This is a genomic window from Streptomyces sp. NPDC104581, assembly GCF_055583685.1.
Genome location: NZ_JBVJNN010000002.1, coordinates 343,358 through 365,431, shown reverse-complemented (window position 1 = coordinate 365,431; position 22,074 = coordinate 343,358). Strand labels below are relative to the sequence as shown.

Below are 22,074 nucleotides of genomic sequence, written 5' to 3'. Positions count from 1 at the left end.
CCCCCCCCCCCCCCCCCCCCCCCCCCCCCCCCCCCCCCCCCCCCCCCCCCCCCCCCCCCCCCCCCCCCCCCCCCCCCCCCCCCCCCCCCCGGGACAAGGGGGAGGCGGTTCAGGGGCCCGCGGTCCCGGGCAGCTTCGCCGGCACCGGGCCGGGAGCGCCCAGGGGCGCGGGCAGCGGGCCACCGCGCAGCAGTGTGCCGCAGATGACGGCGCCCGCCGCGAAGATGGCGGCGCACCACCAGAAGACGGTGGTGTAACCGTCGATGGCCGCGAGGTGGAACTGCTCCGGCGTCGGGCGTCCCCGCGCATGACTGTCCAGGTACGCGGTGGTGGCGCCGGCCGCGATCGAGTTGAGCAGCGCGGTGCCGATGGCGCCGCCGAGCTGCTGGCCGGTGCTGATGCTCGCCGAGGCGATGCCCGCGTCCTGCGGAGCCACTCCGGAGGTACCGGTGCGGAGCACGGAGGCGAAGACGAAACCCATGCCGAGTCCGGCGACCATGGTCGGCCCGAGCAGGGCGGCGGCATAGCCCGAATCGGCGTCGATCCCGGTCAGCAGGGCCATCCCCGTCGCGTTGAGCAGCAGACCGGCGATGACGAGCGGCCTGGGGCCGAATCTCGGCATCACCACGATGTTGCCGACGTTGGCCCCGACGGCGGTGAGCGCCACCATGGGCAGCAGGGCGACGCCCGAGGTGATCGCCGAGTAGTCCAGGGTGGTCTGCATGTAGTACACGAGGAACAGGAAGATGCCGAACATGCAGGCGCCGACGATCAGCATCGTCAGATAGGCGCCGCCCCGGTTGCGGTCGAGGACGAGCCACGGCGGCAGCAGGGGCTGCGCGGCGCGTGCCTGCCAGAGGACGAACACGACCAGCAGCACGCCGCCCGCGGCCAGGAAACCCCATGTCGACGGGGTGCCCCAGCTGTGCGAGGCCGCGTTGGAGAAGCCGTAGACCAGGCAGAACATGCCGGCCGACACCGCCACCACACCGGGGATGTCCAGTCGGGATCCCGGCTTCCCGGTCCCCTTGGCCATCGGCAGCGAGGCTCCGAGCATCACGATCGCGGCGAAGAGCAGATTGATGTACATGCACCAGCGCCAGGACAGGGAAGAGGTCAGCGAACCGCCGATGATCAGTCCCAGGCCCGCGCCGCTGGCCGCGACCGCGCCGAAGGCGCCGAACGCCCTGCCGCGTTCCCCGGGGTCGGTGAAGGTGGTGGTCAGCAGGGCCAGCGCGGCCGGCGCCAGCAGCGCGCCGAAGGCGCCCTGGCAGGCGCGGGCCGTCACCAGCATCTCGAAGTTGACCGCGGCCCCGCCGACGGCCGAGGCGGCCGCGAAGCCGCCCGCCCCGATGAGGAAGGTCGCCTTGCGGCCGATCAGGTCGACCAGCCGCCCGCAGAACAGCAGCAGGCTGCCGAACGCCAGCGAGTACGCGGTGACGATCCACTGCCGGGCGGCGTCGGTGACGCCCAGGTCGTCCTGCGCCGAGGGCAGCGCGAGGTTCATCACCGTCACGTCGAGCACCACCATGAGCTGGGCGACGCAGATGACGCCGAGGATCAGCCACCGCTCAGGTTCCCCGCCCGTCGTCCCGGTCGCCGCCGGGCCCCGTGCTTCCCCGGGAGCCGCTTTCTCAGTTGCCACGATCATCTCTCCTCGTCACATCGATGGGACCTTGGCACTCCCTTGGAGCGGCCCCGGCGGCGGAATGTGACATGGCCGGCCGCGCGGGTCCGGCTCGCGGTCCACGGGAGGGGTCCAGCGGCGGACACCGTCCGGCGCGCTCAGCCGGTGCGCCGGACGCGGTCCCCCGCGTCCCGGGCCAGGACGCGGGAGAGCGCGTCGCCCAGCACGCCCGCCGGGTCCGCACCGCCGGCCACTCCGCGCCATGCCACGTGGTTGTCGGGGCGTACGAGTACGGCCCCCTCGTCGGTGATCTGACGCACCGCCGCCCACTCCCCGTCGCCGTCGGTGAATTCCGCGCCGCTCCCGATGCGGGCCACGGTGATCGGGACCGAGAACTGCTCGGCGATCCGCTCGGCCGCCTCGCACCACGGTGTTCCCGCCGGGCCGGTGAGCAGCGCGAAGCGGGTCGAGGCGCCGGTCAGGTCGTGGGTCGACAGACGGCGCCCGTCGTGCGCGATCCAGGCGTGCGGCAGCAGATGACCGGGGCGGGTCGTCGGGTGGTGCACGTCGCCCATGGGGGCGCGCGGTGGCGGCTGGCTGCCGTCACCGACGACCGCCCCCTCCTCGTACACGAAGCCGATCTCCAGGTCGTGCGCCTGGCACTCGGCGCGGTGGGTGCCGAAGATCTCCGCGCCCCGTGCCCGTGCGGCGGCGCCGACCGGGGACGGCTCGAAGTACGTGGCGAACGCCGACGACCGGTGCTCCGGCGGGATGTGCGCGCCGAGGCCGATGGCGGCGTCGGTCATGACCCGGTGGTGGAACCAGGTGGACAGTCCCCAGTCGACGTTCTGCCCGCCGACCGGCCGCCGCTCCGTCTCGTAGGTGTCGAGCAGAGCGTCGCCGGCGCGACCGGTGAGTACCGCGGCCAGCTTCCACGCGAGGTTGTGCACGTCCTGGATACCGCCGTTGAGGCCGAGCCCGGTGGTGGGCGGCTGGCGGTGCGCCGCGTCGCCGGCCAGCAGGACCCGGCCGTACCGGTAGCGGTCGGCGAGCACCCCCTCGACGGTCCACCGGGTCAACCTGTGCAGGGTGAGGTCCAGTTCGGGAAGGCCGAGCACCTCACGCATGCGGGCGACGACCGCGCGCTCGTCGGAGCGGTCGGTGTCGCCGAGGGCGAAGTGCAGGCCCCACTCCTCGCAGTCGCGTCCCCAGGTGGGGCCCATCTCCAGCAGGGTGCTGGAGAGGTCCGGGCGGTAGGGGTTCACGAACCAGGTGATGATCGTGCCGTCGTGCCACCAGGCCGACAGGTCGGCGGAGAAGTACGCGGTCGTGACGTCGGCCATGCCGGGCGTGCCCCGCATCTCGACACCGAGGGCGGCACCGGCCGTCCGGCCGCCGTCGGCCGCGATCATGTAGCGCGCCGCGACCTTCACGATCTCGCCGGTCCGGGTGTCGCGGATCTCGGCGTGCACGCGGTCGCCGTCGTCGGTGAAGGCGGTCAGTTCGTGGCCGAACAGGACCCGCCCCGGATTGCGCTCATCGGCGTGTTGGCGCAGGACGGGCTCCAGCCGGAGCTGCGGCAGTTTGGTGGTCGTGACGGGGCCCGCGGCGGCGTAGGTCTCGCTCAGCGCGCCGCCGCCGAAGGCGTCCATCTCATGGATCACCCGCGCGTCCAGCGGCCCGTCGCCGGTGAGCGTGGTCTGCCAGCGCACCTTGCCGAACTTCTCCAGCGGCGCCCCCCGTTCGGCGACCTCGCCGTCGAGTCCGTGCTGGCGGAAGATCTCCATGGTGCGCTGGTTGAGGTAGTGGGCCCTCGGCAGTACGGACGTGTCGGGGTGCCGTTCCACCAGCAGGTGGTCGACACCGTGGTCGGACAGGAAGACGGAGGCGGACAGGCCGCACCCGCCGCCGCCCACTATCAGAACCGGAACCTCGACTGCTTCCATCATCGGCCTTCCATGACATGAGGTGGCGGCCCGAACCGCAGCCTGGAGACAGCTTCGGCGGAGGGAATTGGCCGGGGCTACAAGACGGGTTGGCACCGGCTTGGCGGCGCGAATGGCCTGGTCACGGGGCGGACGGGCACCTGGCCGCGACCTGGTCGGCGCCCGGCACACTCGCTTTCTCTGTCACTAAGTGACATACTGTCGCTAGAAGACATCGAAGAGAGGATGATGAGGCGCCATGACGACGGCGAAGCGCGGCGGAGGAGGAATGAGCGAGCAGCGCCGGCTGCGACTGCGGCTGGAGATCTCGCGGGAGGCCGCGCGCCTGTTCTGGGACCAGGGAGTGGCCGCCACGAGCGGCGATCAGATCGCGGACGCGGTGGGGCTCTCCACACGCACCATCTGGCGCCACTTCCGCAGCAAGGAGAGCTGCGCCGAGCCGATCGTCATGCAGGGCGTAGTCACCCTGCTGAGCGTGCTGCGCGCCTGGCCCCGTGACAGCTCCCTCGAAGACCATCTGGTCGCGCGGCTGGGCACGTTCCGCCACGAGGCGCCGCCCGTCGATCTCGCCGACGAGATGCTCGCGATGAAGATGATCCGGCTCGCCGACACCGAGCCGGCACTCCGCACGGCGTGGCTGATGGCCTGCGACCAGACGGAGCGGCAGCTGTGCGTGATCATCAGCGACCGCCTCGGGATCCCGGCCGGTGAACCGCAGGTCCGGATGCACGCCGCCGCGGCCGCCGCCGTCGTCCGGGTGCTGGACGAGCACATCGGCGCCGCGCTCCTCTCCGGCGCCGACGTCTCGGAGTTCAGCGACGTGACGACCGTCGCCCGGCGCTACGCCCGTGCGATCCGCACGGCGACCGGTTCCGCGATCGGCGACGCCGTCGACTGACGACGCCGGTCGCCCGGATCGCGACACACCGGACCGACCCGAGCCCCGACGAACCAAGACAGCCGAACCAAGGAGGACTGCCCCCATGTCCACCCAACTGTCCGCCACCGCACGACAGGCCCCGCACATCGAGGTCGAGGAGTTCTTCGGCGCACCCGTCCGCACCGGCGCGTCCATCTCGCCGGACGGCGGCAGAATCGCCTATCTCGCGCCGTGGCGGGGGCGGTTGAACGTATGGGTGGAGAGCGTCGGACCGGACGAGGACGCGCGCTGTGTCACCGCCGACGACAACCGCAGCGTGCACATCTACCACTGGGCCGACGACCCTCGGTGGCTGCTCTACCAGCAGGACGGTGACGGCGACGAGAACTGGCACCTGTTCCGGGTCGACCTGACGGACCCGGACGCCCCGGCGGTCGACCTCACCCCCTTCCCCGGAGCCACGCTGGTGGGCTTCGAGCAGCCCGTCACCCGGCCGGGCAAGGCACTGCTCCATCTGAACCACCGGAACCCGACCCAGTTCGACCTCTACGAACTCGACATCGCCGGCGGCGAGTTGACGATGCTGGCGGAGAACCCCGGCCAGGTCGCCGGCTGGCTCTACACGGCGTCGGGCGAGCTGTACGCGGAGACCTGGACGGCCCGCGGCGACATCGAGCTGGCGCGGTGGAACACCCCCACGGGGACACCGCGCACGGTCACCACGTTCGACGGCGCCGACTACCCGCTGGGCATCAGGCCGTTCCAGCTCACCCCGGACGGCACGGGCGCCTGGATCGGCTCCAACCGGGACACCGACCGGACCCGGCTGGTCCGGCTCGATCTGGCGACCGGTCTGGAGACCGAGGTCGACAGCCATCCGGAGTTCGACCTCGACACCCGTTCCACCGTCTTCCCCACCCTCCCCTCGCCACTCATCCACGACCGGGGCACCGGTGAGCTGATCGGCGCGCGCTACCTCGGCGAGCGGCAGGTCATCCACCCGCTGGACCCGGACTTCGCCGCGGTGCTGGAGAACCTGGAGAAGCTGTCCGACGGCGATGTGGCGGCGCTGTCCGGGGACACCAGCGGGCAGCACTGGGTGGTCAGGTTCACCCATCACCGCGACCCCGGTGTCACCTACTACTACGACCACACGACCGGGCACAGCCGGCTCCTCTTCCGGCCGTACCCGCATCTGGACCCCGACACCCTCGCCCCCATGACACCGGTCACGGTCACCGCACGCGACGGGCTGGCCCTCCCGTCGTACCTGACCCTGCCCCTGGGCGTCGAACCGGCCGGGCTCCCGACGGTCCTGCTGGTCCACGGCGGACCGTGGTCCCGCGACAGCTGGGGCTACGACCCGGTCGCACAGCTGCTGGCCAACCGCGGCCACGCGGTGCTCCAGGTCAACTTCCGCGGCTCGGCCGGCCACGGCAAGGCGTTCCAGAAGGCAGGTATCGGAGAACTGGCCGGAAAGATGCACGACGACCTCGTCGACGCCGTCGAGTGGGCGGTCGCCGAGGGGTACGCGGACCGGGACCGTGTCGCGATCTTCGGTGGTTCCTACGGCGGTTACGCCGCCCTGGTCGGAGCCGCCTTCACCCCGGGGGTCTTCGCCGCCGCGATCGACTTCTGCGGTGTCTCCAACCTGGTCACCTTCCTGCGGACCGTACCGGAGTTCACCAAGCCGCAGCTGATCAACAACTGGTACCTCTACGCCGGTGACCCCGAGGACCCGGAGCAGGCCGCCGACCTGTGGGCCCGCTCCCCCATCAGCCGGGTGGACGACATCCGCACCCCGCTGATGGTGGTCCAGGGCGGCAACGACGTACGCGTCGTCAAGGCCGAGTCCGAGCAGATCGTCGGCGCGCTGCGCGACCGCGGCGTCGAGGTCGAGTACCTGCTCAAGGAGAACGAGGGCCACGGCTTCGTGAACCCCGAGAACATCATCGACGTCTACCGCGCGGCCGACCGGTTCCTCGCCCGCCACCTCCGCTGACATCGGCACGCACCGACCCACAACCCTTGGTGAGTTGATCTCGCGTCATGACTGAACCCACACCTCCCACACCCCCCACGTCCATACCCCCCACCCACCGCGCGAGCGCCCCGCACGAGCCCGACGGAACGGCGCGGCCGAAGCCGAAGCAGACACCGCTGGATCAGATGGGCGGCCCGTCCGGGCTGGTCTACATGGGTCTGCCGGTTGTGGCCTTCGTCGTCGCCAACTCCGCGTTCGGCCTCGCGGTGGCCATCGGCACCGCCGTCGGCGTCGCGGCCGCGATCGCCGTACTGCGCCTGGTCCGCAAGGAACCGGTCCAGCCCGCGCTCTCCGGTCTGTTCGGGGTCGCGGTCGCGGCCTTCGTCGCGTGGAAGACCGGATCGGCCAAGGGCTTCTTCCTGACCGGCATCTGGAGCAACGTCGCCCTCTGCGCGCTCTTCCTGGTCTCTGTCCTCGTACGCCGCCCGCTGGCGGGTGTCGTCTGGGGCGCGCTCAACGGCACCGGCACCGCCTGGCTGAAGGACAAGCCCTCACGCCGCTACTACGACATCGCCACCCTCACGCTCGTCGGGATCTTCGCGGCCCGCTCCGCCGTCTGGCAGTGGCTCTACGACGAGGACCGCACCGGCTGGCTGGCCGTCGCGCGGATCGCGATGGGCTATCCGCTCCTCGCGCTCGGCCTGCTGGTGGTCCTGTGGGCCGGCCGGCGCTCGGGCAGGCGGCTCAAGGCGCTGTCGGAGCGGCGGCGGCACGCCTGACCGGCCGGCCGACCCTGACGGATCATCGCGCGATCGAGGAGGAGACATGCGACAGACTCCCGGCCCGACCCTGCCCCAGCACCTCTACCTGCTCTGCTACACCGTCGACAAAGGCAAGTTCGAGCTGGGCAACCTCCAGGGGCGCGGCCAGTTGCTGCGCGCCGGGGCGCTGACCGAACTGACCCTCGCCGGACTGGCCGCGGCCGAGGGGCGCAAGGTCGTACGGCGTCCGGGCGGGGCGCCGGCCGATCCCTTCGCCGCCGAGGTGCTGGGCGACCTCCCCGAGCGGAAGCCGAAGGGCTGGCTCCAGTTCGTGCACAACAAGGCCCACACGGCGGAGAAGCCGGTCCGTGACCAGCTCGCCGGGACGGGTGCGATCACGGTCAGCCGCGAGAAGCGGCTCGGACTCCCCGTCGACCGGGTGACGGTCAGCGACCCGCGGCAGGTGCTCGCCCTTCAGAAGCGCGTACGCGACGCCGTGTTCGGCGCGCCCGGTCCGGCGACCGTCCCGGTGGACGTGCTGACGATGGCGGTGTTCGCGACCGAGGTGGAGGTGACCAGCGTGCTCTCCGGCAAGGAGCGCCGCGAGCACAAGCAGACCCTCAAGGCGCTCGCCGGACACTACGACACCCTCGTGCCCGGCCTGCGCAAGGCGCTGCGCGACTCCTACCTGTCGAGCCGGGCGGTCGGGGGCGGCTGGGGAAGCTGAGCCCCGGCCGCCGCCGGACACCGCCCGGGGACCCCGGTCACGGGGTCGTCGTGGAGACCACGTACACGTGGGGCATCGCCGGATCGCTCAGATCGACGGTGATGTCCTGCGTGGGGCGTGGGTCCTTCTGTCTGTGCGTGGTGCCCGACCAGACGCGGGTGGGAACGAAGTCCCAGCCGACGGTGCGCGAGTCGCGAGGCGCGATCGTCACGTTGCCCTCCTTCAACTCCGAGCGGTGCGAGCCCAGTTCGGTGAGGAAGGTGTCGAGCCGCCCGGACGTGACATTGAACTGCACATAGAGACGGCTGGACTTCCAGTTGCTCGTCTCGTAGTAGCGCACGTTGGTGGCCCGTGCGGGGATCGGCACCTCGAAGACGCGCTGTTTCATCCGCGACGGCACCGCGTCCGTGAGGCCGGTCGCCGAGGACTCCAGCTCCTTGTCGAGCCCGCTGCGCCGGCTCTGGCCCGCGGAGATCACCAGATAGCCGGCGGGGATGCCGATGAGCAGCACGATCACTATCGCCGTCACCCACCGGCGGCGGACCATGTGCCGGTGGTTCTCCGGCGGCTTCGGGACGTCGTCGGGGGGCGTCGACTGGCGGGGCACGGTCATGAGGGAGGTTCCTGGCTGGTGCGGGGGGCGCGGCTGGGACTCGTACGGCGGTCTCGCGGCGGGCCGGACGGCTCCGGCGCGCCGGTCGCCCGCGTCCCCGGCTCCGGTTCCGGCTCCGTCGTGGGCGCCGGGCCGTGCTCCGGCCCGGCCCCCGCGGCGGACTCCCGCCGTTCCCGCACCGCCGCGGCGCGGGACTCCTCGGCCTCGCGCAGCTCCTGCTCCTCGCGCAGGTCCTGCGGCATCCGGCCGGTGCGGATGGCCTCCGCGTACAGCTCGTACTTCTCGTACCGCTCAAGTCGGCGCCGGTTGGCCCGGCGGAAGCGGCGGGCGACGAGCCGGGAGAGGTCGGCCGCGCCGACCATGCCCGCCTCCGGGCCGAGCTGCGCCTTGGCGATCCGGGCCTCTGGCCGGTAGCCACGCCCGGTGAGCTGGCGGCGGAACGCCTCCCTGGCGGGGCCGATCAGCAGATCGTCCGCCGCGCTGACACCGCCGCCGATGACGAAGCAGGACGGGTCGAGCGCCGCCGCCAGGTTCGCGATGCCGACGCCGAGCCACTGACCGATCTCCTGGAGCAGTTCGACGCACATCGCGTCGCCCTCGCGGGCCAGCTCGGTGATCAGCGGTCCGGTGATGTCGGGGATGTGGCCCTTGACGCGTTCGATGAGGTTGTAGGCCACCGGGGAGTCGGCGGCGGCCAGCTCCCTGGCCTCCCTGACCAGCGCGTTGCCCGAGCTGTACTGCTCCCAGCAGCCCCGGTTGCCGCACGGGCAGCGGTGTCCGGCGGGCACCACCTGCATATGGCCGAACTCGCCGGCCACGCCGTACTTGCCCCGCTTGACCCGGCCGTCCTCCAGTATGGCGCCGCCGATACCGGTACCGAGCGTGATCATGACGAGATGGTCCTCGCCGCGCCCGGCGCCGAAGCGCCACTCCGCCCAGGCGGCGGTGTTCGCGTCGTTGTCGACCATCACGGGGACGGCGAGCCGGGAGGAGACGGAGTCCCTGAGCGGTTCGTCGCGCCAGGCCAGGTGCGGGGCGAAGAGGACCTTCGCCCGGTCGGCGTCCACCCAGCCGGCGGCGCCGATGCCGACGGCGTGCACGTCGTGCCGGTCGGAGAGGTCGAGCACCAGCTCGACGATGGTGTCCTCGACGACCTTCGGGCTCTTGGACTTGTCCGGTGTCTCGGTGCGGATCTTCTCCAGGATGTTGCCGTCCGGGTCGACGACCCCGGCCATCACCTTCGTACCGCCGATGTCGATCCCGACGGTCGGCACGCGCGGCGCGGAGGCGTGCGAGCGGCGTTCGCGGGTGCCGACGGTCCGCAGGACGGTGGCGCGCGCGGAGCCGCGGTGGGTGAGATCACGGTAGGTACTCATCGGACGGGCCCCCTCGGGTGCCGGGGAGCCGCCGTACGCCGGGGGTCCGCCGAGCCGGGGCGGGGGCTGTGACGACACGCCCCGGGCTGTGTCCGCCGGGTCCCGGGGCCGCCGGCCGGGCGGTGGGCGCTGCTACCGGAACGCGGCCTGGGTGCTCGCACGTGTCGTGTCGTCCCTGCGGATCGGGGGCGCACCGAACCGGGTGTCCGGAACGGCGGCGGTGGACGGTTGCCCACCACCGCCGATTCTGCCATCCGGGCGGTACGGAGGTCGGTCAGGGCTTGGCGGTGCCGCCGGTCGGTTCGCCGTTCGCGTCCCCGTCGACAGGATGTCCGTCCGTCTCCACCGGGCGGCCACCCAGATGGGCCGGAACGGGCGCCTTGGCCAGCTCGTGGCTGAGCTCCTCCAGCTCCGAGCCGCCCGCCATCTGGCGCGTCAGCTCGTCCAGGGTGATGGACTCCCTGGTGTGGCTGCCGGCCATCACACCGCGCTTGAGCAGGACGAACCGGTTGCCGACGAGATGGGCGTGGTGCGGGTTGTGGGTGATCAGGACCACGCCGAGACCCGCGTCGCGCGCCGCGGCCACGTACTTCAGTACGACTCCGGACTGCTTCACGCCGAGCGCCGCGGTCGGCTCGTCCAGGACGAGGACCTTCGCGCCGAAGTGCACGGCGCGCGCGATCGCCACGCACTGCCGTTCGCCGCCGGACAGGGTGCCGATGGGCTGGTCGACGTCGCGCAGGTCGATGCCCATCCGCAGCAGTTCCGCACGGGTGGTGCGGCGCATCAGCTCCACGTCGAGGCGCCTGAAGGGGCCGGCGCCCTTCGTCGGCTCGGAGCCGAGGAAGAAGTTCCGCCAGACCGGCATGAGCGGTACGACGGCGAGGTCCTGGTAGACGGTGGCGATGCCCAGGTCCAGCGCCTCGCGCGGCGAGCCGAGCGTGGTCTCCGTGCCATCGATGCGGAATTCGCCCGCGTCGTGCCGGTGCAGACCCGCGATGATCTTGATGAGGGTGGACTTGCCCGCGCCGTTGTCACCGAGCACACAGGTGATCTCGCCCGCGCGCACCTCCAGCGAGACGCCTTCGAGGGCGCGGATGTTGCCGTAGTACTTGCTGACGCCGTCCAGTTCGACCAGGGGTGTCGTGGGCGTGCCGGTCATCGGGTTGCCTCCGCGCGCTTGCGGACCCATGCGTTGAGCAGGGTGGCCAGAAGGAGCATCGCTCCGAGGAAGAACTTGAACCAGTCCGGGTTCCACTCCGCGTACACGATGCCCTTGCTGGTCATGCCGAAGATGAAGGCACCGACCGCGGAGCCGATCGCCGAGCCGTAACCGCCGGTGATCAGACAGCCGCCGATGACCGCGGCGATGATGTAGATCAGCTCGTTGCCGACGCCCTCTCCGGACTGGACGACGTCGAACGAGAAGAGCAGGTGCTGGCCGGAGACCCAGGCGCAGAAGCCCACGCCCATGTAGAGGCCGATCTTCGTCAGCCGGACCGGGACGCCGACGGCGCGGGCGGCCTCGGCGTTGCCGCCGACCGCGAAGATCCAGTTGCCGAAGCGGGTCCGGAGCAGGATCCAGGTCGCCAGGGCGACCAGCCCCGCCCACCACAGGATGGTCACCTTCAACTCGACCCCGCCGAGGGTCAGTTCGGAGGCGAAAAGTTTACGGGCCGACTCGAAGCCCTCCATGTCGCCGATGCTCTTGGTCGAGACCGTGCCGCTGATCAGCTTGGTCAGACCGAGGTTGAGACCGGTGAGCATCAGGAACGTGCCGAGGGTGATGATGAAGCTCGGCAGTTTCGTCCGCGTCAGCATGAAGCCGTTGAACACCCCGATGGCCAGGGTGACCAGCAGGGACACGAGGACGCCGACCCAGACGTTGGCCGTCATCTGGTAGCTGAACATCGAGGAGATCAGCGCCGAGCTGGTCACCAGCACACCGGCGGAGAGGTCGAACTCACCGCCGATCATCAGCAGCGCCACCGGCACCGCCATGATGCCGATCGTCGACGCCGCGTACAGGACGGTGCCGAAGCTGGACGCCTTGAGGAACGAGTCGGCGACGACGGCGAAGAAGAGGAAGACCGCCAGGGCGCCGACGACGGCGCCCAGTTCGGGCCTGCCGAGCAGCTTGCGCAGCGTCGAGTCGCCGAGCAGCCGCTCGTCCCCGGCCGGGCCGCCGTCCCCGCCGTCGCCCGGCCGGTCCTTCACGGGTGGTGCGGTTGTGGTCATCGGGTCCCTCGCTCCGCGTATTTCTCCAGCTCGGCCGCGTCCTGCTTGCTGATGATCTGCGGGCCGGTGAGCACCGGGAGCCCGCCGCCGAGTACGTCGGCGTTGTACCGGTGGAGCCAGAGCAGATCGACGGCCTCGTACCCCTGGAGATACGGCTGCTGGTCGACGGCGAAGCCGAGCCGGCCCGCCTTGAGCGAGCCCGCGACGGCCTCGTTGAGGTCGAAGGTGTCGATCTCGGCGTCGCTGCCCGCCGTCTCCTTCGCCTTGACGGCGGTGTCCGCGAAGGGCGCGCCGAGCGTCACGACGGCGTCGATGCTCTTGTCCGCCTGGAGCTTCGCCTCGATGGACGCCTGTACGTCGGGCATGTTGGTGCCGTCGACGTACAGGTTCTGCATCGTGCCGTCGAAGGTCTTCTTCGCCCCCGCGCAGCGCTGCTCGTGGCCGACGTTGCCCTGCTCGTGCAGGACGCAGAGGGCCTTCTTCCTGCCGCGTTCGTCCAGTTCGTCGCCGACGGCCTCACCGGCGATCGACTCGTCCTGGCCGATGTGGGTGAGCGCGCCGAACTGCTTCGACTGCTCGGAGCCCGAGTTGACGGTGATCACCGGTATGCCGGCCTTGGTGGCCTTGGCGACGACGGCCTTCATCGCGTCGGGCTTGGCGAGCGTGACGATCAGCCCGTCGACGCCCTTGTCGATGTACGACTGGACGAGCTGGGCCTGCTGCTGGCCCTCGTCGCTGTGCGCGTACAGGAAGTTGATGTTGTCCTTGACCGCCGCCTGCTCGGCGCCCTTCTGGACGATGTCCCAGAAGGTGTCGCCGTCTCCCGAGTGGGTGACCATGGCGAAGGTCCACTTCGGCGTGTTCACCGCGGCCCGCCCCTGTGCCTCGGCCGCCGCGGCCCGCTCCTCGGCGCGCTTGCCGCCGGTGCTGCTGCATCCCGCCAGGGACGCCGCCCCGAGAACCGCCGCCAGCACCGCGCCCATCGCGCGTACCCCTGTCCGACCCCTTGCCACGACGCAGTGCCCTTCTTGCCGTACTTCCCGGTACCGCCGGGCACGGTGGGACCCGGCCCGGCGGCCCAAGTATCGGTCATGGCTGTTCGGGCCCCGTTCATCGGGTCTGGGCACGCGCATGTCATCGGGTGGTGACGGCTGTCCGTCATCGGGTGCCGCGTGCGGTGAACTTCTCCAGCGCCGGGACGTCCTTCTCGGTGACGAGGGCGGGTCCGGTGAGTACGGGCTTCCCGCCGCCGATGACGTTTCCGTTGTTCCTGTGGAGCCACAGCTCGTCGACGGCGAGATAGCCCTGGAGGTAGGGCTGCTGGTCGACGGCGAAGCCGATCTCCTTGGCCTTGAGCTGCTTGACCACGTCCGCGTTGAGGTCGAAGGTGTTGATCTCGGCGCCGGACCCGGCGCTCTCCTTGGCCTTCACGGAGGCGGCGGCGAAGGGCGCGCCGAGCGTCACGACGGCGTCGATGTCCTTGCCGCTCTGGAGCTTCGCCTCGATCGACGACGTCGAAGCGGGCATGTTGGTGCCCTCGACGTTCAGATTCTCCACCGTGCCCTCGAAGGTCTTCCCGACCCCTGCGCAGCGGCCTTCGAGCGAGACGTTGCCCTGTTCGTGGATGACGCAGAGCGCCTTCTTCCTGCCCCGCTTGTTCAGCTCCTCACCGACCGCCTCTCCGGCGATGGCCTCGTCCTGGCCGATGTGGCCGAGCGCGCCGAACGGCTCGGAGAACTCGGCGCCGGAGTTGATCGTCACGACGGGGATGCCGGCGGCGGCGGCCTTGGCGAGCACGGCCTTGACCGCCTCGGGCTTGGCGAGGCTGACCACGAGCCCGTCGACGTCCTGGTCGATGTAGCTCTGGATGAGCTGGGCCTGCTCCTTGCCCTCCTTGTTGGCCGCGTAGAGGAACTGCACGTTGTCCTTGGCCGCCGCCACCTTGGCGCCGCTCTGGACGATGTCCCAGAAGGTGTCGCCCTCGCCGGAGTGGGTGACCATGGCGATCTTCATGCGGGGGGTCTTGGCCGCCGTACCGCCCCCGCCGTCGTCGGCCTTGTCCTCGGAGTCCTTGCCTCCGGAGCCGCTGCATCCGGCGACGAGGGCGAGCGCGCATGCGGTGAGGAGCGCCGCCGCCGTGCGGCCCGCCGCCTTTCGGTTGGTACGCATGGTGGTTCCGCCTTCTCTCCCGGCCGCCCCGTTGCGGCTGGGGGAGTTCTAGCGGCGCCCGCGCGGCCCCGTCAAGACTTTGTCCGAACATTCTTACGAAGACGGGCCGGCCGGGAACCGTACGGGGAGGCTGCCCGGAGCCTCGCGGCGGCGGCTCTACGGGCGGACGAGGAGCTGGAACTCGAAGACGTACCGCGAGGCCCGGTAGATGTGGACGCCGAACTCGACGGCGCGCCCGGTGTCGTCGAAGGTGGTGCGCTCCATCGTGAGCAGCGGCGCGCCCGCCGCCTCGTCGAGCAGCCGCGCCTCCCCGGCGTCGGCGGCGCGCGCCCCGACCGACTGGCGGGCACTGTGCAGCGTGATGCCGACGGCGCGCATCATCCGGTAGAGACCGGTGGATTCGAGCTGGGCGGTGTCGCAGTCGAGGAGCTGGAGCGGCAGATGGTTGCGCAGCCGGGCCATCGGCTCGCCGTGGGCGTACCGGAGGCGTTCGACGAGGCGTACGTCCGCGCCCTCCGCGACACCGAGGGCGGCGGCGACCTGGGCGGTGGCCGGTTCGACGGTGTTGCGCAGGACCCGGGTGGCGGGGTGCTGGCCCGCCGCCTCCAGGTCGTCGTAGAGGCTGCTCAGCTCCAGGGGGCGCCTGACCTGACTGTGCAGGACCTGGGTGCCGACGCCCCGGCGGCGGACCAGCAGGCCCTTGTCGACGAGCGACTGGATGGCCTGGCGGACGGTGGGCCGGGAGAGGCCGAGCCGGCCCGCCAGCTCGATCTCGTTGCCGAGGAGGCTGCCCGGCGCGAGCCGGCCCCGCTCGATGGCGGCCTCCAGCTGCTGCGACAGCTGGAAGTAGAGCGGAACGGGGCTGGTGCGGTCCACGGCGAGCTGGAGCGCGGCGGCCTGGGGGGCCGGCCCGCCCGGCTGCTCCCGCTCCGGCTGCTTGGACACGTGGGCGAGCGTAGCCCCGTGCGATGTTGACGGAAAGTCCTGTAGTTCGGTTGTCAGGACAACTGCGGTGGACGGGGGTGATCGGCCGGGGAGGGACACCGTCCGGGCGGAGATCATTACAAAGATCATCAACAGGCCTAAATGTCAGGACAAACGCTTGACATGGCGACGAGCCGAAGGCCACCTTGGGGGCCATGCGCATCGGACTCATCGGCACGGGCCGGATCGGCACCTTCCACGCGGCGGCCCTGAGCCGCCACCGTGAGGTCGGCTCCCTGGTCGTCGCCGACACGGACGCGGCCCGCGCCGCTCATGTCGCCGACCGTACGGGCTCCACGGCGGCCCCCTCGGTGGACGAGATCTTCACCTGGGGTGTGGACGCCGTCGTCATCGCCTCGGCCACCTCCTCGCACGCCGATCTGATCAGCCGCGCCGCGCGGGCGGGACTGCCCGCCTTCTGCGAGAAGCCGATCGCGCTGGACCTCAAGGGCACCCTCACCGCACTCAAGGAGGTCGACTCCGCGGGCACCGTGCTGCAACTGGGCTTCATGCGCCGCTTCGACGCCGGTTACGGCGCGGCCCGCGATCTCGTACGGTCCGGCGCGCTGGGCCGGCTGCACACCGTGCGGGCCGTCACCTCCGACCCGGCGCCGCCGGCCGCGGAGTATCTGCCGCTCTCCGGCGGGCTCTACCGGGACTGTCTGGTCCATGACTTCGACATCATGCGCTGGGTCACCGGGCGCGAGGTGGTGGAGGTGTACGCGACCGGCTCGGACGCCGGTCCGCCGATGTTCCGCGCGGCCGGGGACATCGACACGGCCGCCGCCGTCCTCACCCTGGACGACGGGACGCTCGCCACCGCCACGGCCACCCGATGCAACGGCGCGGGGTACGACGTACGGATGGAACTGGCGGGCGAACTCGACCAGTTCGCGGTCGGTCTCGACGACCGTACGCCGATCACCTCGACCGAGCCGAAGGGCCCGCCGCGCTGCGACAACCCCTGGCCGGGCTTCCTGGAACGCTTCGCCCCGGCGTACGAGGCCGAACTGGACGCCTTCATCCGGGTCGTGGGCGGCGAGCTGGCCAATCCGTGCGACGGCCACGAGGCGCTGCACGCCCTGCGGATCGCCGAGGCCTGCGAGCTGTCCCGGCTGGAGCACCGGCCCGTACGGCTGGACGAGATCCCGGGCATCTGAACGGGCCGCCGGGCGACCTCGTCCGAACGAGCCCGCCGGCGGCCGGGGACGACCGCTCAGCCGGGCTTCGCCACCGGAAGCACCGTGCCCTGCGCCACCGCGCAGAGCGTCCGCGTACCGTCGTCCGCCACCGTGAACAGATCGCAGCGCACCGTCGCCTGCCGCCGGCCCGCGTGGACGACGGACGCGTGGGCGAGCAGGGTGCGGCCGGTGCCGGGGCGCATGTACTGGATGGAGAAGCCCGCCGTCAGTACGGCGGGACCGAGCACCGAGCCCGCTGCGAACGTGATGCTGTTGTCCGCCGCGTACGCCAGCACTCCTCCGTGCAGATAGCCGTTCTGCTGCTGGAGGTCCTCGCGGATGTCCAGCTCCAGCTCCGCCTCGCCGTCACCGAAGACCATGACCCGGGTACCGAGCAGTCTGCTGAAGGGCTGGCCGGCCAGCACCTCGCGCGCCAGGACGATGTCGAACTCCTGCATGGTCGGTCTCCTCCGGAACGTGCCCGCGCGGCAGCCTCCATCCCTACCACCGCACCGGCAGACCCCGCACCCCGCGGATCAGCATTCCGGGCAGCCAGTCGAGCGGCCCCGCGTCCGGGTCGAGGGTCAGGCCGGGGCAGCGTTCGAGCAGGGTACGGACCGCGATCCGGGCCTCCAGGCGCGCGAGCGGCGCGCCGAGGCAGTGGTGGATGCCGTGCCCGAAGGCGAGATGTCCGTGGTTGCGGCCCTTGGCGCCGGTCGCCGTGGCCGTCGCCGTACGCCGGATGTCGAAGCGGTCCGGCTCCCGGTAGCGGGCGGGGTCTCGGCCCGCCGCGCCGAGACCGATCAGCACCGCCTCCAGCGCGGGGACGACCGTGTCGCCGACGGTCACGGGCTCGGTGGTGAAGCGCATGGTGCTGTTCAGGACCGGGCCCTCGTAGCGCAGCATCTCCTCCACGGCACCGTCGAGCAGGCCGAAGTCGTCCCGCAGGGCGGCCAGTTGATCGGGGTGGTCGAGCAGGGCGCGGATGCCGTTGGTGATGAGACCGACCGTTGTCTCATGACCGGCGATCAGCAACAGATAGGCCATGGAACGCAGTTCGGGAGTGGAGAGCCGGTCGCCGTCCTCGGCGCGGGTGCGCAGCAGCGCGGAGAGCAGATCGCCGGAGGGACCGGAGCAGCGCTTGTCCTCGATCAACTCGTCGAAGTAGGCGCCGAGTTCGTATACGGCGGTGTCCTCACCGCCGGGCTCGGCGGGTGCGACGATCTCCGTCGACCAGTCGCGGAAGACCGCGCGGTCGGCGGCGGGCACCCCGAGCAGTTCGCAGATGACGGTGATGGGCAGCGGGTAGGACAGCGAGTCGACCAGGTCGCCGCGGCCCGCGGGGAGCATCGCGTCGATCAGCTCGTCCGTGATGTGCTGGATCCGCTCCCGCAGTCCGGCCACCCGGTGGGCGGTGAACTCGCGGGCGACGAGCCTGCGCAGCCGGGTGTGGTCCGGCGGGTCGACCAGCAGCAGATTCGGTCCGATGACCCGCTCGTCGAGCATGGTGGCGCCCACCGTGGCCGGCGACTTGGAGAACCGGGGATCGGCCAGCGCGGCGCGCGCCTCCCGGTGACCGACGATCAGCCAGAGCCGTTCACCGTGCGGCGTGCGCACCTCGTGGACCGGGCCCGACTCGCGCAGTTCGGCGAAGTACGGGTACGGATCGGTGGTGAAGTCGGGGCCGTACGCGCCCAGATCGACAACGGTCATCGCGTCAGGTTACGTCCCCCGGCGTGCGCCGCCGACCGCGGAGGCCGGGCCGGCCCCTCAGTCGGCGTCCGTCACCAGATCCGCGTCGTGCACCAACAGGGCGATCTGCACACGGTTGTTGAGGTCGAGCTTGGCCAGGATGCGGGAGACGTGCGCCTTGACCGTGGGGACGCTCATGAACAGTTCCGCCGCGATCTCCGCGTTGGAGCTGCCGCGCCCCACACCGAGCGCCACCTCCCTCTCGCGCTCCGCGAGCCGGGCCAGCCTGCCGGCCGCCGTTGACTTGCGTACGCCGGTCGGGGCCCCCGCCACATGGCGCATCAACTGGCGGGTGACGGCCGGGGAGAGCACGGGCTCACCCGCCGCCACCTGCCGTACGGCGGTGACGATCTCGGCCGGCGGAGTGTCCTTGAGGACGAATCCGGCGGCGCCCGCGCGCATCGCCCGCAGCACCTGTTCATCGGCGTGGAACGTGGTCAGGACGAGGACTTCGGGCGCCTCGGGCCGGGCCCGCAGCTGCTCGGTGGCGGTGAGGCCGTCCATGAGCGGCATCCGGATGTCCATGAGGACGACGTCGGGCGTACGTTCGCGCACGAGCGTGTCGACCTCGGAGCCGTCGGACGCCTCCCCCACGATCTCGATGTCGGCCGCCCCGCCCAGCATGAAGGTCAGTCCCGCGCGTACGAGCGGGTCGTCGTCGACGATGAGCAGCCGGATGAGCGTGGTGGTCATGGGGACCACGGTAGCCACGCGCGGACGGCGAATCCGCCGTCTTCCGTCGGACCGTGCTCGAAGCGGCCACCGGCCAGGGTGGCGCGTTCGGTGAGGCCGATCAGCCCCTGGCCGGAGCCGGGCACGTTCGGGACCGGGCCGACGGGCGCCTCGTTGCGCACCTCGACGGTGAGACCGTCCCCCGGGCCGCCGCTCACCAGGACCGTCGTACCGGTGCCCGGGGCGTACTTGCGGGCGTTGGTCAGCCCCTCCTGGGCGATCCGGTAGGCGGTGCGGCCGGTGGTGGACGGTACGGCCGCGGGGTCCTCGACGCCGCTGTCCAGGGTGACCCGCATCCCGGCGTCGCGGGACTCCGCGACCAGGGCGTCCAGGGTGACCAGCGTGGGCTGGGGGCGCTCCCCCTCGTCGCCGGGCGCGCGCAGCACACCGATGATCATGCGCAGGTCCTGGAGGGCCTCGTGCGCACTGTCGCGGATCACACCCGCCGCACGGGCCACCTCGGGAGGGGGCGCGTCGGGTCTGAACTCCAGCGCGCCCGCGTGGACGCTGAGCAGTGTGAGGCGGTGGGCCAGCACGTCGTGCATCTCACGGGCGATGGCCTCGCGGGCCAGGCGCTGCGCCTGTTCGGCCCGGAGCGCCGCCTCGTTCTCCGCGCGTACGGCGCGCTCGCGCAGCGCCACGACGAGCTGGCGCCGCGCCCGTACGAGCATCCCCGCGGCGGTGAAGAGCAGCACGATGAGCGCTCCGAGAATGATCGCCATCATGTGCGACAGGGTCGGGTCGGGGCGCAGATACGCCTGGCCGACCATGCCCGCCAGGCCCACGGCCCCGGCGACGGCGACGGGCCTGAACGGCCGGTGGACGGCCAGGCTGAACAGCGCCACCAGCGCGGCGCCGCCCGCCAGCGGGGACACGACCTGCACCACGCCGAGGCCGACGGCCAGTGCGAACGGCCGGCGGCGCCGGGCCCAGAGGGTGCAGCAGGCCGCCAGGCCGATGAGCATGTCGGCCAGGAGCAGGCCATCGCTGTTGCCGGCCTGGTCGGCGGCGTCCAGCGCGACCATGCCGATGAAGAGGGCGAAGAGGAAGGCGAGCAGGTCCACGACCCAGTCGCGCACGGTACGCCGCGGCCGGCGCCGCCCGCCCGGCTTCCCGCCGGGCCCGGGTTCGTCGGGCGCGGCCATCGCCGACGGCAGCAGCCAGGGGTATTCCGTACCGGTCATACGAACCAATCTATGCAGGTGACGGCCGGGACGCGGGCCGCTGTGCGACGAGGGCTACCAAAGTCACGGAGTCATCGACCTAGGTCACTGCCGGCAGGGGTCCGTGCTCAGTCGGCCGGACGGGCTGGGCACGTCCGCACGCGCCGGGCGGCGTCCTCAAACGCCGGGCGGGCTCGAAGTGCCCGCCGGCCCGGACCGGCTGGGTACGTCCACGCGGGCCCGGCGGCGTCCCCATACGCCGGACGGCTGAATACACCCACGCACACCGGCCGAACACGCCCACCCGGACCGCCTGGGTACGTACCCCGCGCGCAGCGGCGTCCTCACACGCCTCGACGTCCTCGTGAACAACGCCGGGATCGGCCCGCTCGGCCCGCTGGAATCCTTCCCGGTGGCCGATGTCGGCCAACTACTGGCCGTGAACGTCCAGGGTGTCTTCCGCACCACTCAGGCCGCCGTCGCGAAGCTGGCACGCGGTGGCCGGATCGTCACCATCGGGAGCTGTACGACCCCGCGGGTGCCCGGCCCCGGCGGGACGCTCCGCACGACGAGCAGGGCCGCGCTCACCGGGCTGGCCAAGGCGCCGGCCCGGGAGCCGGGTGAGCGGGGGATCACGGCGGACATCGTCCGCCCAGGCCCGATCGACACGGAGGCGGCATACGTGACGGGCGCCGAGTACGTGGTGGAAGGCGGGCACGCGGCGTAGGGACACGGCCCGCCCCGCGCCCGGTCAGCCGCCCAACTCCCGGTGACGCAGGGCCAGTCGGGCCGCCCCCACGTCGGTGAGCGAGCCGAAGAGGCGCAGTCGGGAGATGCCTCCGTCGGGGAAGATGTCGATCCGGACCTGACGGGCGGTCACGGGGCCGTCGAGGACGAAGCGGTGGTTGGTGTCGGGCTGGAGACGGGTGCGGGGGACGATCTCGGTCCAGCCCGCCCCCTCCGCTCCGGTTCCGGGCTCCCCGTCCCGTACGGAAAGTGCCGCCCAGCCCGCCGAGTTGCCCTTGAGATACGCCGTGTCGATCTCGGCGGCCCTGATCTCGGCCTGCTCCACCAGTTCGTAGCGGATCCAGTCGTGGCCCCGGTCGCGGCGGCGGCGGGTCTCCCAGCCGTCGTCCATCTTGCGCGAGCGGCCCGGCCGGACGGTGTTGGTGGGGGGTGAGTAGAAGCGGTCGGAGGCGTCCTCGACCCGGCCGCCGTTCTCCAGGGCGAGAAGGTCGAACGTGCCGAGCGCGGCCAGCCATCCGGGGTCGGGGGCGACGTCGCCGTGGACCCGCAGCCGCGCGATCCCGCCGTCGGGATGCTGGTTGACCCGCAGATGGGTGAAGCGCTTCTCGGTGCCGACGGTGAACCCGTTGGCCGCGTGACCTCCGACGACCGTACGCGGTACGAGAGTTGTCCACTTGACACCGTCGGCGAGCAGGTCGTCCGGGGACGGCGAACCGGGCAGGGACGTCGCCTCGACGGACACGGCCCGCGGGTAGTTGCCCCGGAAGTGGGCGGTGTCGACCACGATTCCGCGTACCACTCCGGGCGCGCCGAGCCGTACGAGTGCCCAGTCGTGGTCGTCGTCGGTGGGGTGCGGCCGGCCGGCGGACGCGCCACGCCTGCGGCGGGTCTCCCAGCCGTCCATGATCTTGCCCTTGTGTCCGAAGCGCTCCGGGTCGAACTCGGCGGGCCCCGGCTTCAGCAGGTTCTCGCGCTCGGCGAAGAACTCGTCGTTGGCGGCGATCACCCCGGCGCCGAGCCCTCGGTCGGCGAGGTCGACGAGGTGGGTGAAGGGGAGGTCGGCGGAGCGGTAGTCCCGGTACGGGTCGCCGCCCGCGTACGGACTCGCGTCACCGGTGAAGGAGGGCGGGGCGGACAGGGGCGCGTCAGGTGCGGCGGAGGAGGCGCCGGGTGTGGTCAAGGGGTCTGTGGACA

The 22,074-nt window shown here is 71.7% G+C and carries 18 protein-coding genes and 2 pseudogenes; 6 read left to right on the top strand and 14 right to left on the bottom strand.

Annotated elements, in window-relative coordinates:
• Positions 1–109: 109 nt before the first annotated feature.
• Both ACZ61E_RS03195 and ACZ61E_RS03190 read right to left on the bottom strand, forming a co-directional pair.
• Positions 110–1,651, bottom strand: a complete 1,542-nt coding sequence (locus ACZ61E_RS03195; RefSeq protein WP_469697113.1) for an MFS transporter — start codon at positions 1,649–1,651, stop codon at positions 110–112.
• Between the two features lie 134 nt (positions 1,652–1,785).
• Positions 1,786–3,576 carry an FAD-dependent monooxygenase gene (locus tag ACZ61E_RS03190; RefSeq protein ID WP_469697111.1) on the bottom strand — a complete coding sequence of 597 codons (1,791 nt, stop codon included), beginning with the start codon at positions 3,574–3,576 and terminating at the stop codon, positions 1,786–1,788.
• Between the two features lie 265 nt (positions 3,577–3,841).
• On the opposite strand from ACZ61E_RS03190, the gene ACZ61E_RS03185 reads away from it, so the two are divergent.
• The 4 genes from ACZ61E_RS03185 to ACZ61E_RS03170 all read left to right on the top strand — a co-directional run bounded on the left by ACZ61E_RS03185 (position 3,842) and on the right by ACZ61E_RS03170 (position 7,925).
• Complete coding sequence (locus ACZ61E_RS03185) at positions 3,842–4,471, top strand: TetR/AcrR family transcriptional regulator (RefSeq protein ID WP_469697109.1); 630 nt, start codon at positions 3,842–3,844, stop codon at positions 4,469–4,471.
• 85 nt (positions 4,472–4,556) lie between these two features.
• Complete coding sequence (locus tag ACZ61E_RS03180) at positions 4,557–6,455, top strand: S9 family peptidase (RefSeq protein WP_469697107.1); 1,899 nt, start codon at positions 4,557–4,559, stop codon at positions 6,453–6,455.
• 47 nt (positions 6,456–6,502) lie between these two features.
• Positions 6,503–7,216, top strand: coding sequence for a DUF3159 domain-containing protein (locus ACZ61E_RS03175; RefSeq protein ID WP_469697106.1), 714 nt, complete (start codon positions 6,503–6,505; stop codon positions 7,214–7,216).
• A 46-nt stretch (positions 7,217–7,262) separates the two neighbouring features.
• Entirely contained in the window at positions 7,263–7,925 is a 663-nt protein-coding gene (locus tag ACZ61E_RS03170; RefSeq protein ID WP_469697105.1) for a GOLPH3/VPS74 family protein, read from the top strand.
• Between the two features lie 37 nt (positions 7,926–7,962).
• Here the strand turns inward: ACZ61E_RS03170 and ACZ61E_RS03165 are convergent, their stop codons facing one another.
• The 7 genes and pseudogenes from ACZ61E_RS03165 to ACZ61E_RS03135 all read right to left on the bottom strand — a co-directional run bounded on the left by ACZ61E_RS03165 (position 7,963) and on the right by ACZ61E_RS03135 (position 15,197).
• Positions 7,963–8,538: a hypothetical protein gene (locus tag ACZ61E_RS03165; protein ID WP_469697103.1), complete on the bottom strand. Its 576-nt coding sequence runs from the start codon at positions 8,536–8,538 to the stop codon at positions 7,963–7,965.
• A 230-nt stretch (positions 8,539–8,768) separates the two neighbouring features.
• Positions 8,769–9,914: pseudogene (locus tag ACZ61E_RS03160) on the bottom strand (ROK family glucokinase); the annotation flags it as partial.
• A gap of 274 nt (positions 9,915–10,188) precedes the next feature.
• The gene (locus ACZ61E_RS03155; protein WP_469697101.1) at positions 10,189–11,076 is read right to left on the bottom strand and encodes an ATP-binding cassette domain-containing protein; all 888 of its coding nucleotides are present in this window, start codon (positions 11,074–11,076) and stop codon (positions 10,189–10,191) included.
• On the bottom strand, positions 11,073–12,152 hold the full coding sequence (locus ACZ61E_RS03150; protein ID WP_469697099.1) for an ABC transporter permease: 1,080 nt from the start codon (positions 12,150–12,152) through the stop codon (positions 11,073–11,075). The genes ACZ61E_RS03155 and ACZ61E_RS03150 overlap by 4 nt, the downstream gene beginning before the upstream one ends.
• Entirely contained in the window at positions 12,149–13,165 is a 1,017-nt protein-coding gene (locus tag ACZ61E_RS03145; RefSeq protein ID WP_469697097.1) for a sugar ABC transporter substrate-binding protein, read from the bottom strand. The genes ACZ61E_RS03150 and ACZ61E_RS03145 overlap by 4 nt, the downstream gene beginning before the upstream one ends.
• A 145-nt stretch (positions 13,166–13,310) precedes the next feature.
• A complete protein-coding gene (locus ACZ61E_RS03140; protein ID WP_469697095.1) occupies positions 13,311–14,321 on the bottom strand; it encodes a substrate-binding domain-containing protein in 1,011 nt (336 codons plus the stop codon).
• Positions 14,322–14,477: 156 nt separating this feature from the next.
• Entirely contained in the window at positions 14,478–15,197 is a 720-nt protein-coding gene (locus ACZ61E_RS03135; protein ID WP_469697140.1) for a GntR family transcriptional regulator, read from the bottom strand.
• Between the two features lie 263 nt (positions 15,198–15,460).
• On the opposite strand from ACZ61E_RS03135, the gene ACZ61E_RS03130 reads away from it, so the two are divergent.
• The gene (locus tag ACZ61E_RS03130; protein ID WP_469697093.1) at positions 15,461–16,465 is read left to right on the top strand and encodes a Gfo/Idh/MocA family protein; all 1,005 of its coding nucleotides are present in this window, start codon (positions 15,461–15,463) and stop codon (positions 16,463–16,465) included.
• Between the two features lie 56 nt (positions 16,466–16,521).
• Here ACZ61E_RS03130 and ACZ61E_RS03125 read toward each other — a convergent pair whose 3' ends face one another.
• Genes ACZ61E_RS03125 through ACZ61E_RS03110 form a run of 4 tightly spaced genes read right to left on the bottom strand, consistent with a single transcriptional unit; the run spans position 16,522 to position 20,154 of the window.
• On the bottom strand, positions 16,522–16,944 hold the full coding sequence (locus tag ACZ61E_RS03125; RefSeq protein ID WP_469697092.1) for a PaaI family thioesterase: 423 nt from the start codon (positions 16,942–16,944) through the stop codon (positions 16,522–16,524).
• Positions 16,945–16,987: 43 nt separating this feature from the next.
• Positions 16,988–18,199, bottom strand: coding sequence for a cytochrome P450 family protein (locus tag ACZ61E_RS03120; RefSeq protein WP_469697091.1), 1,212 nt, complete (start codon positions 18,197–18,199; stop codon positions 16,988–16,990).
• A 57-nt stretch (positions 18,200–18,256) separates the two neighbouring features.
• Positions 18,257–18,931, bottom strand: coding sequence for a response regulator (locus tag ACZ61E_RS03115; protein ID WP_469697090.1), 675 nt, complete (start codon positions 18,929–18,931; stop codon positions 18,257–18,259).
• Positions 18,928–20,154, bottom strand: coding sequence for a sensor histidine kinase (locus ACZ61E_RS03110; protein WP_469697088.1), 1,227 nt, complete (start codon positions 20,152–20,154; stop codon positions 18,928–18,930). Before ACZ61E_RS03110 ends, ACZ61E_RS03115 begins: the two co-directional genes overlap by 4 nt.
• Positions 20,155–20,449: 295 nt before the next feature.
• On the opposite strand from ACZ61E_RS03110, the pseudogene ACZ61E_RS03105 reads away from it, so the two are divergent.
• Positions 20,450–20,860, top strand: a pseudogene (locus ACZ61E_RS03105) (SDR family NAD(P)-dependent oxidoreductase); the annotation flags it as partial.
• Between the two features lie 24 nt (positions 20,861–20,884).
• Here the strand turns inward: ACZ61E_RS03105 and alc are convergent.
• Positions 20,885–22,018, bottom strand: a complete 1,134-nt coding sequence (alc, locus tag ACZ61E_RS03100) for an allantoicase (protein WP_469697138.1) — start codon at positions 22,016–22,018, stop codon at positions 20,885–20,887.
• Between the last annotated feature and the right edge of the window lie 56 nt (positions 22,019–22,074).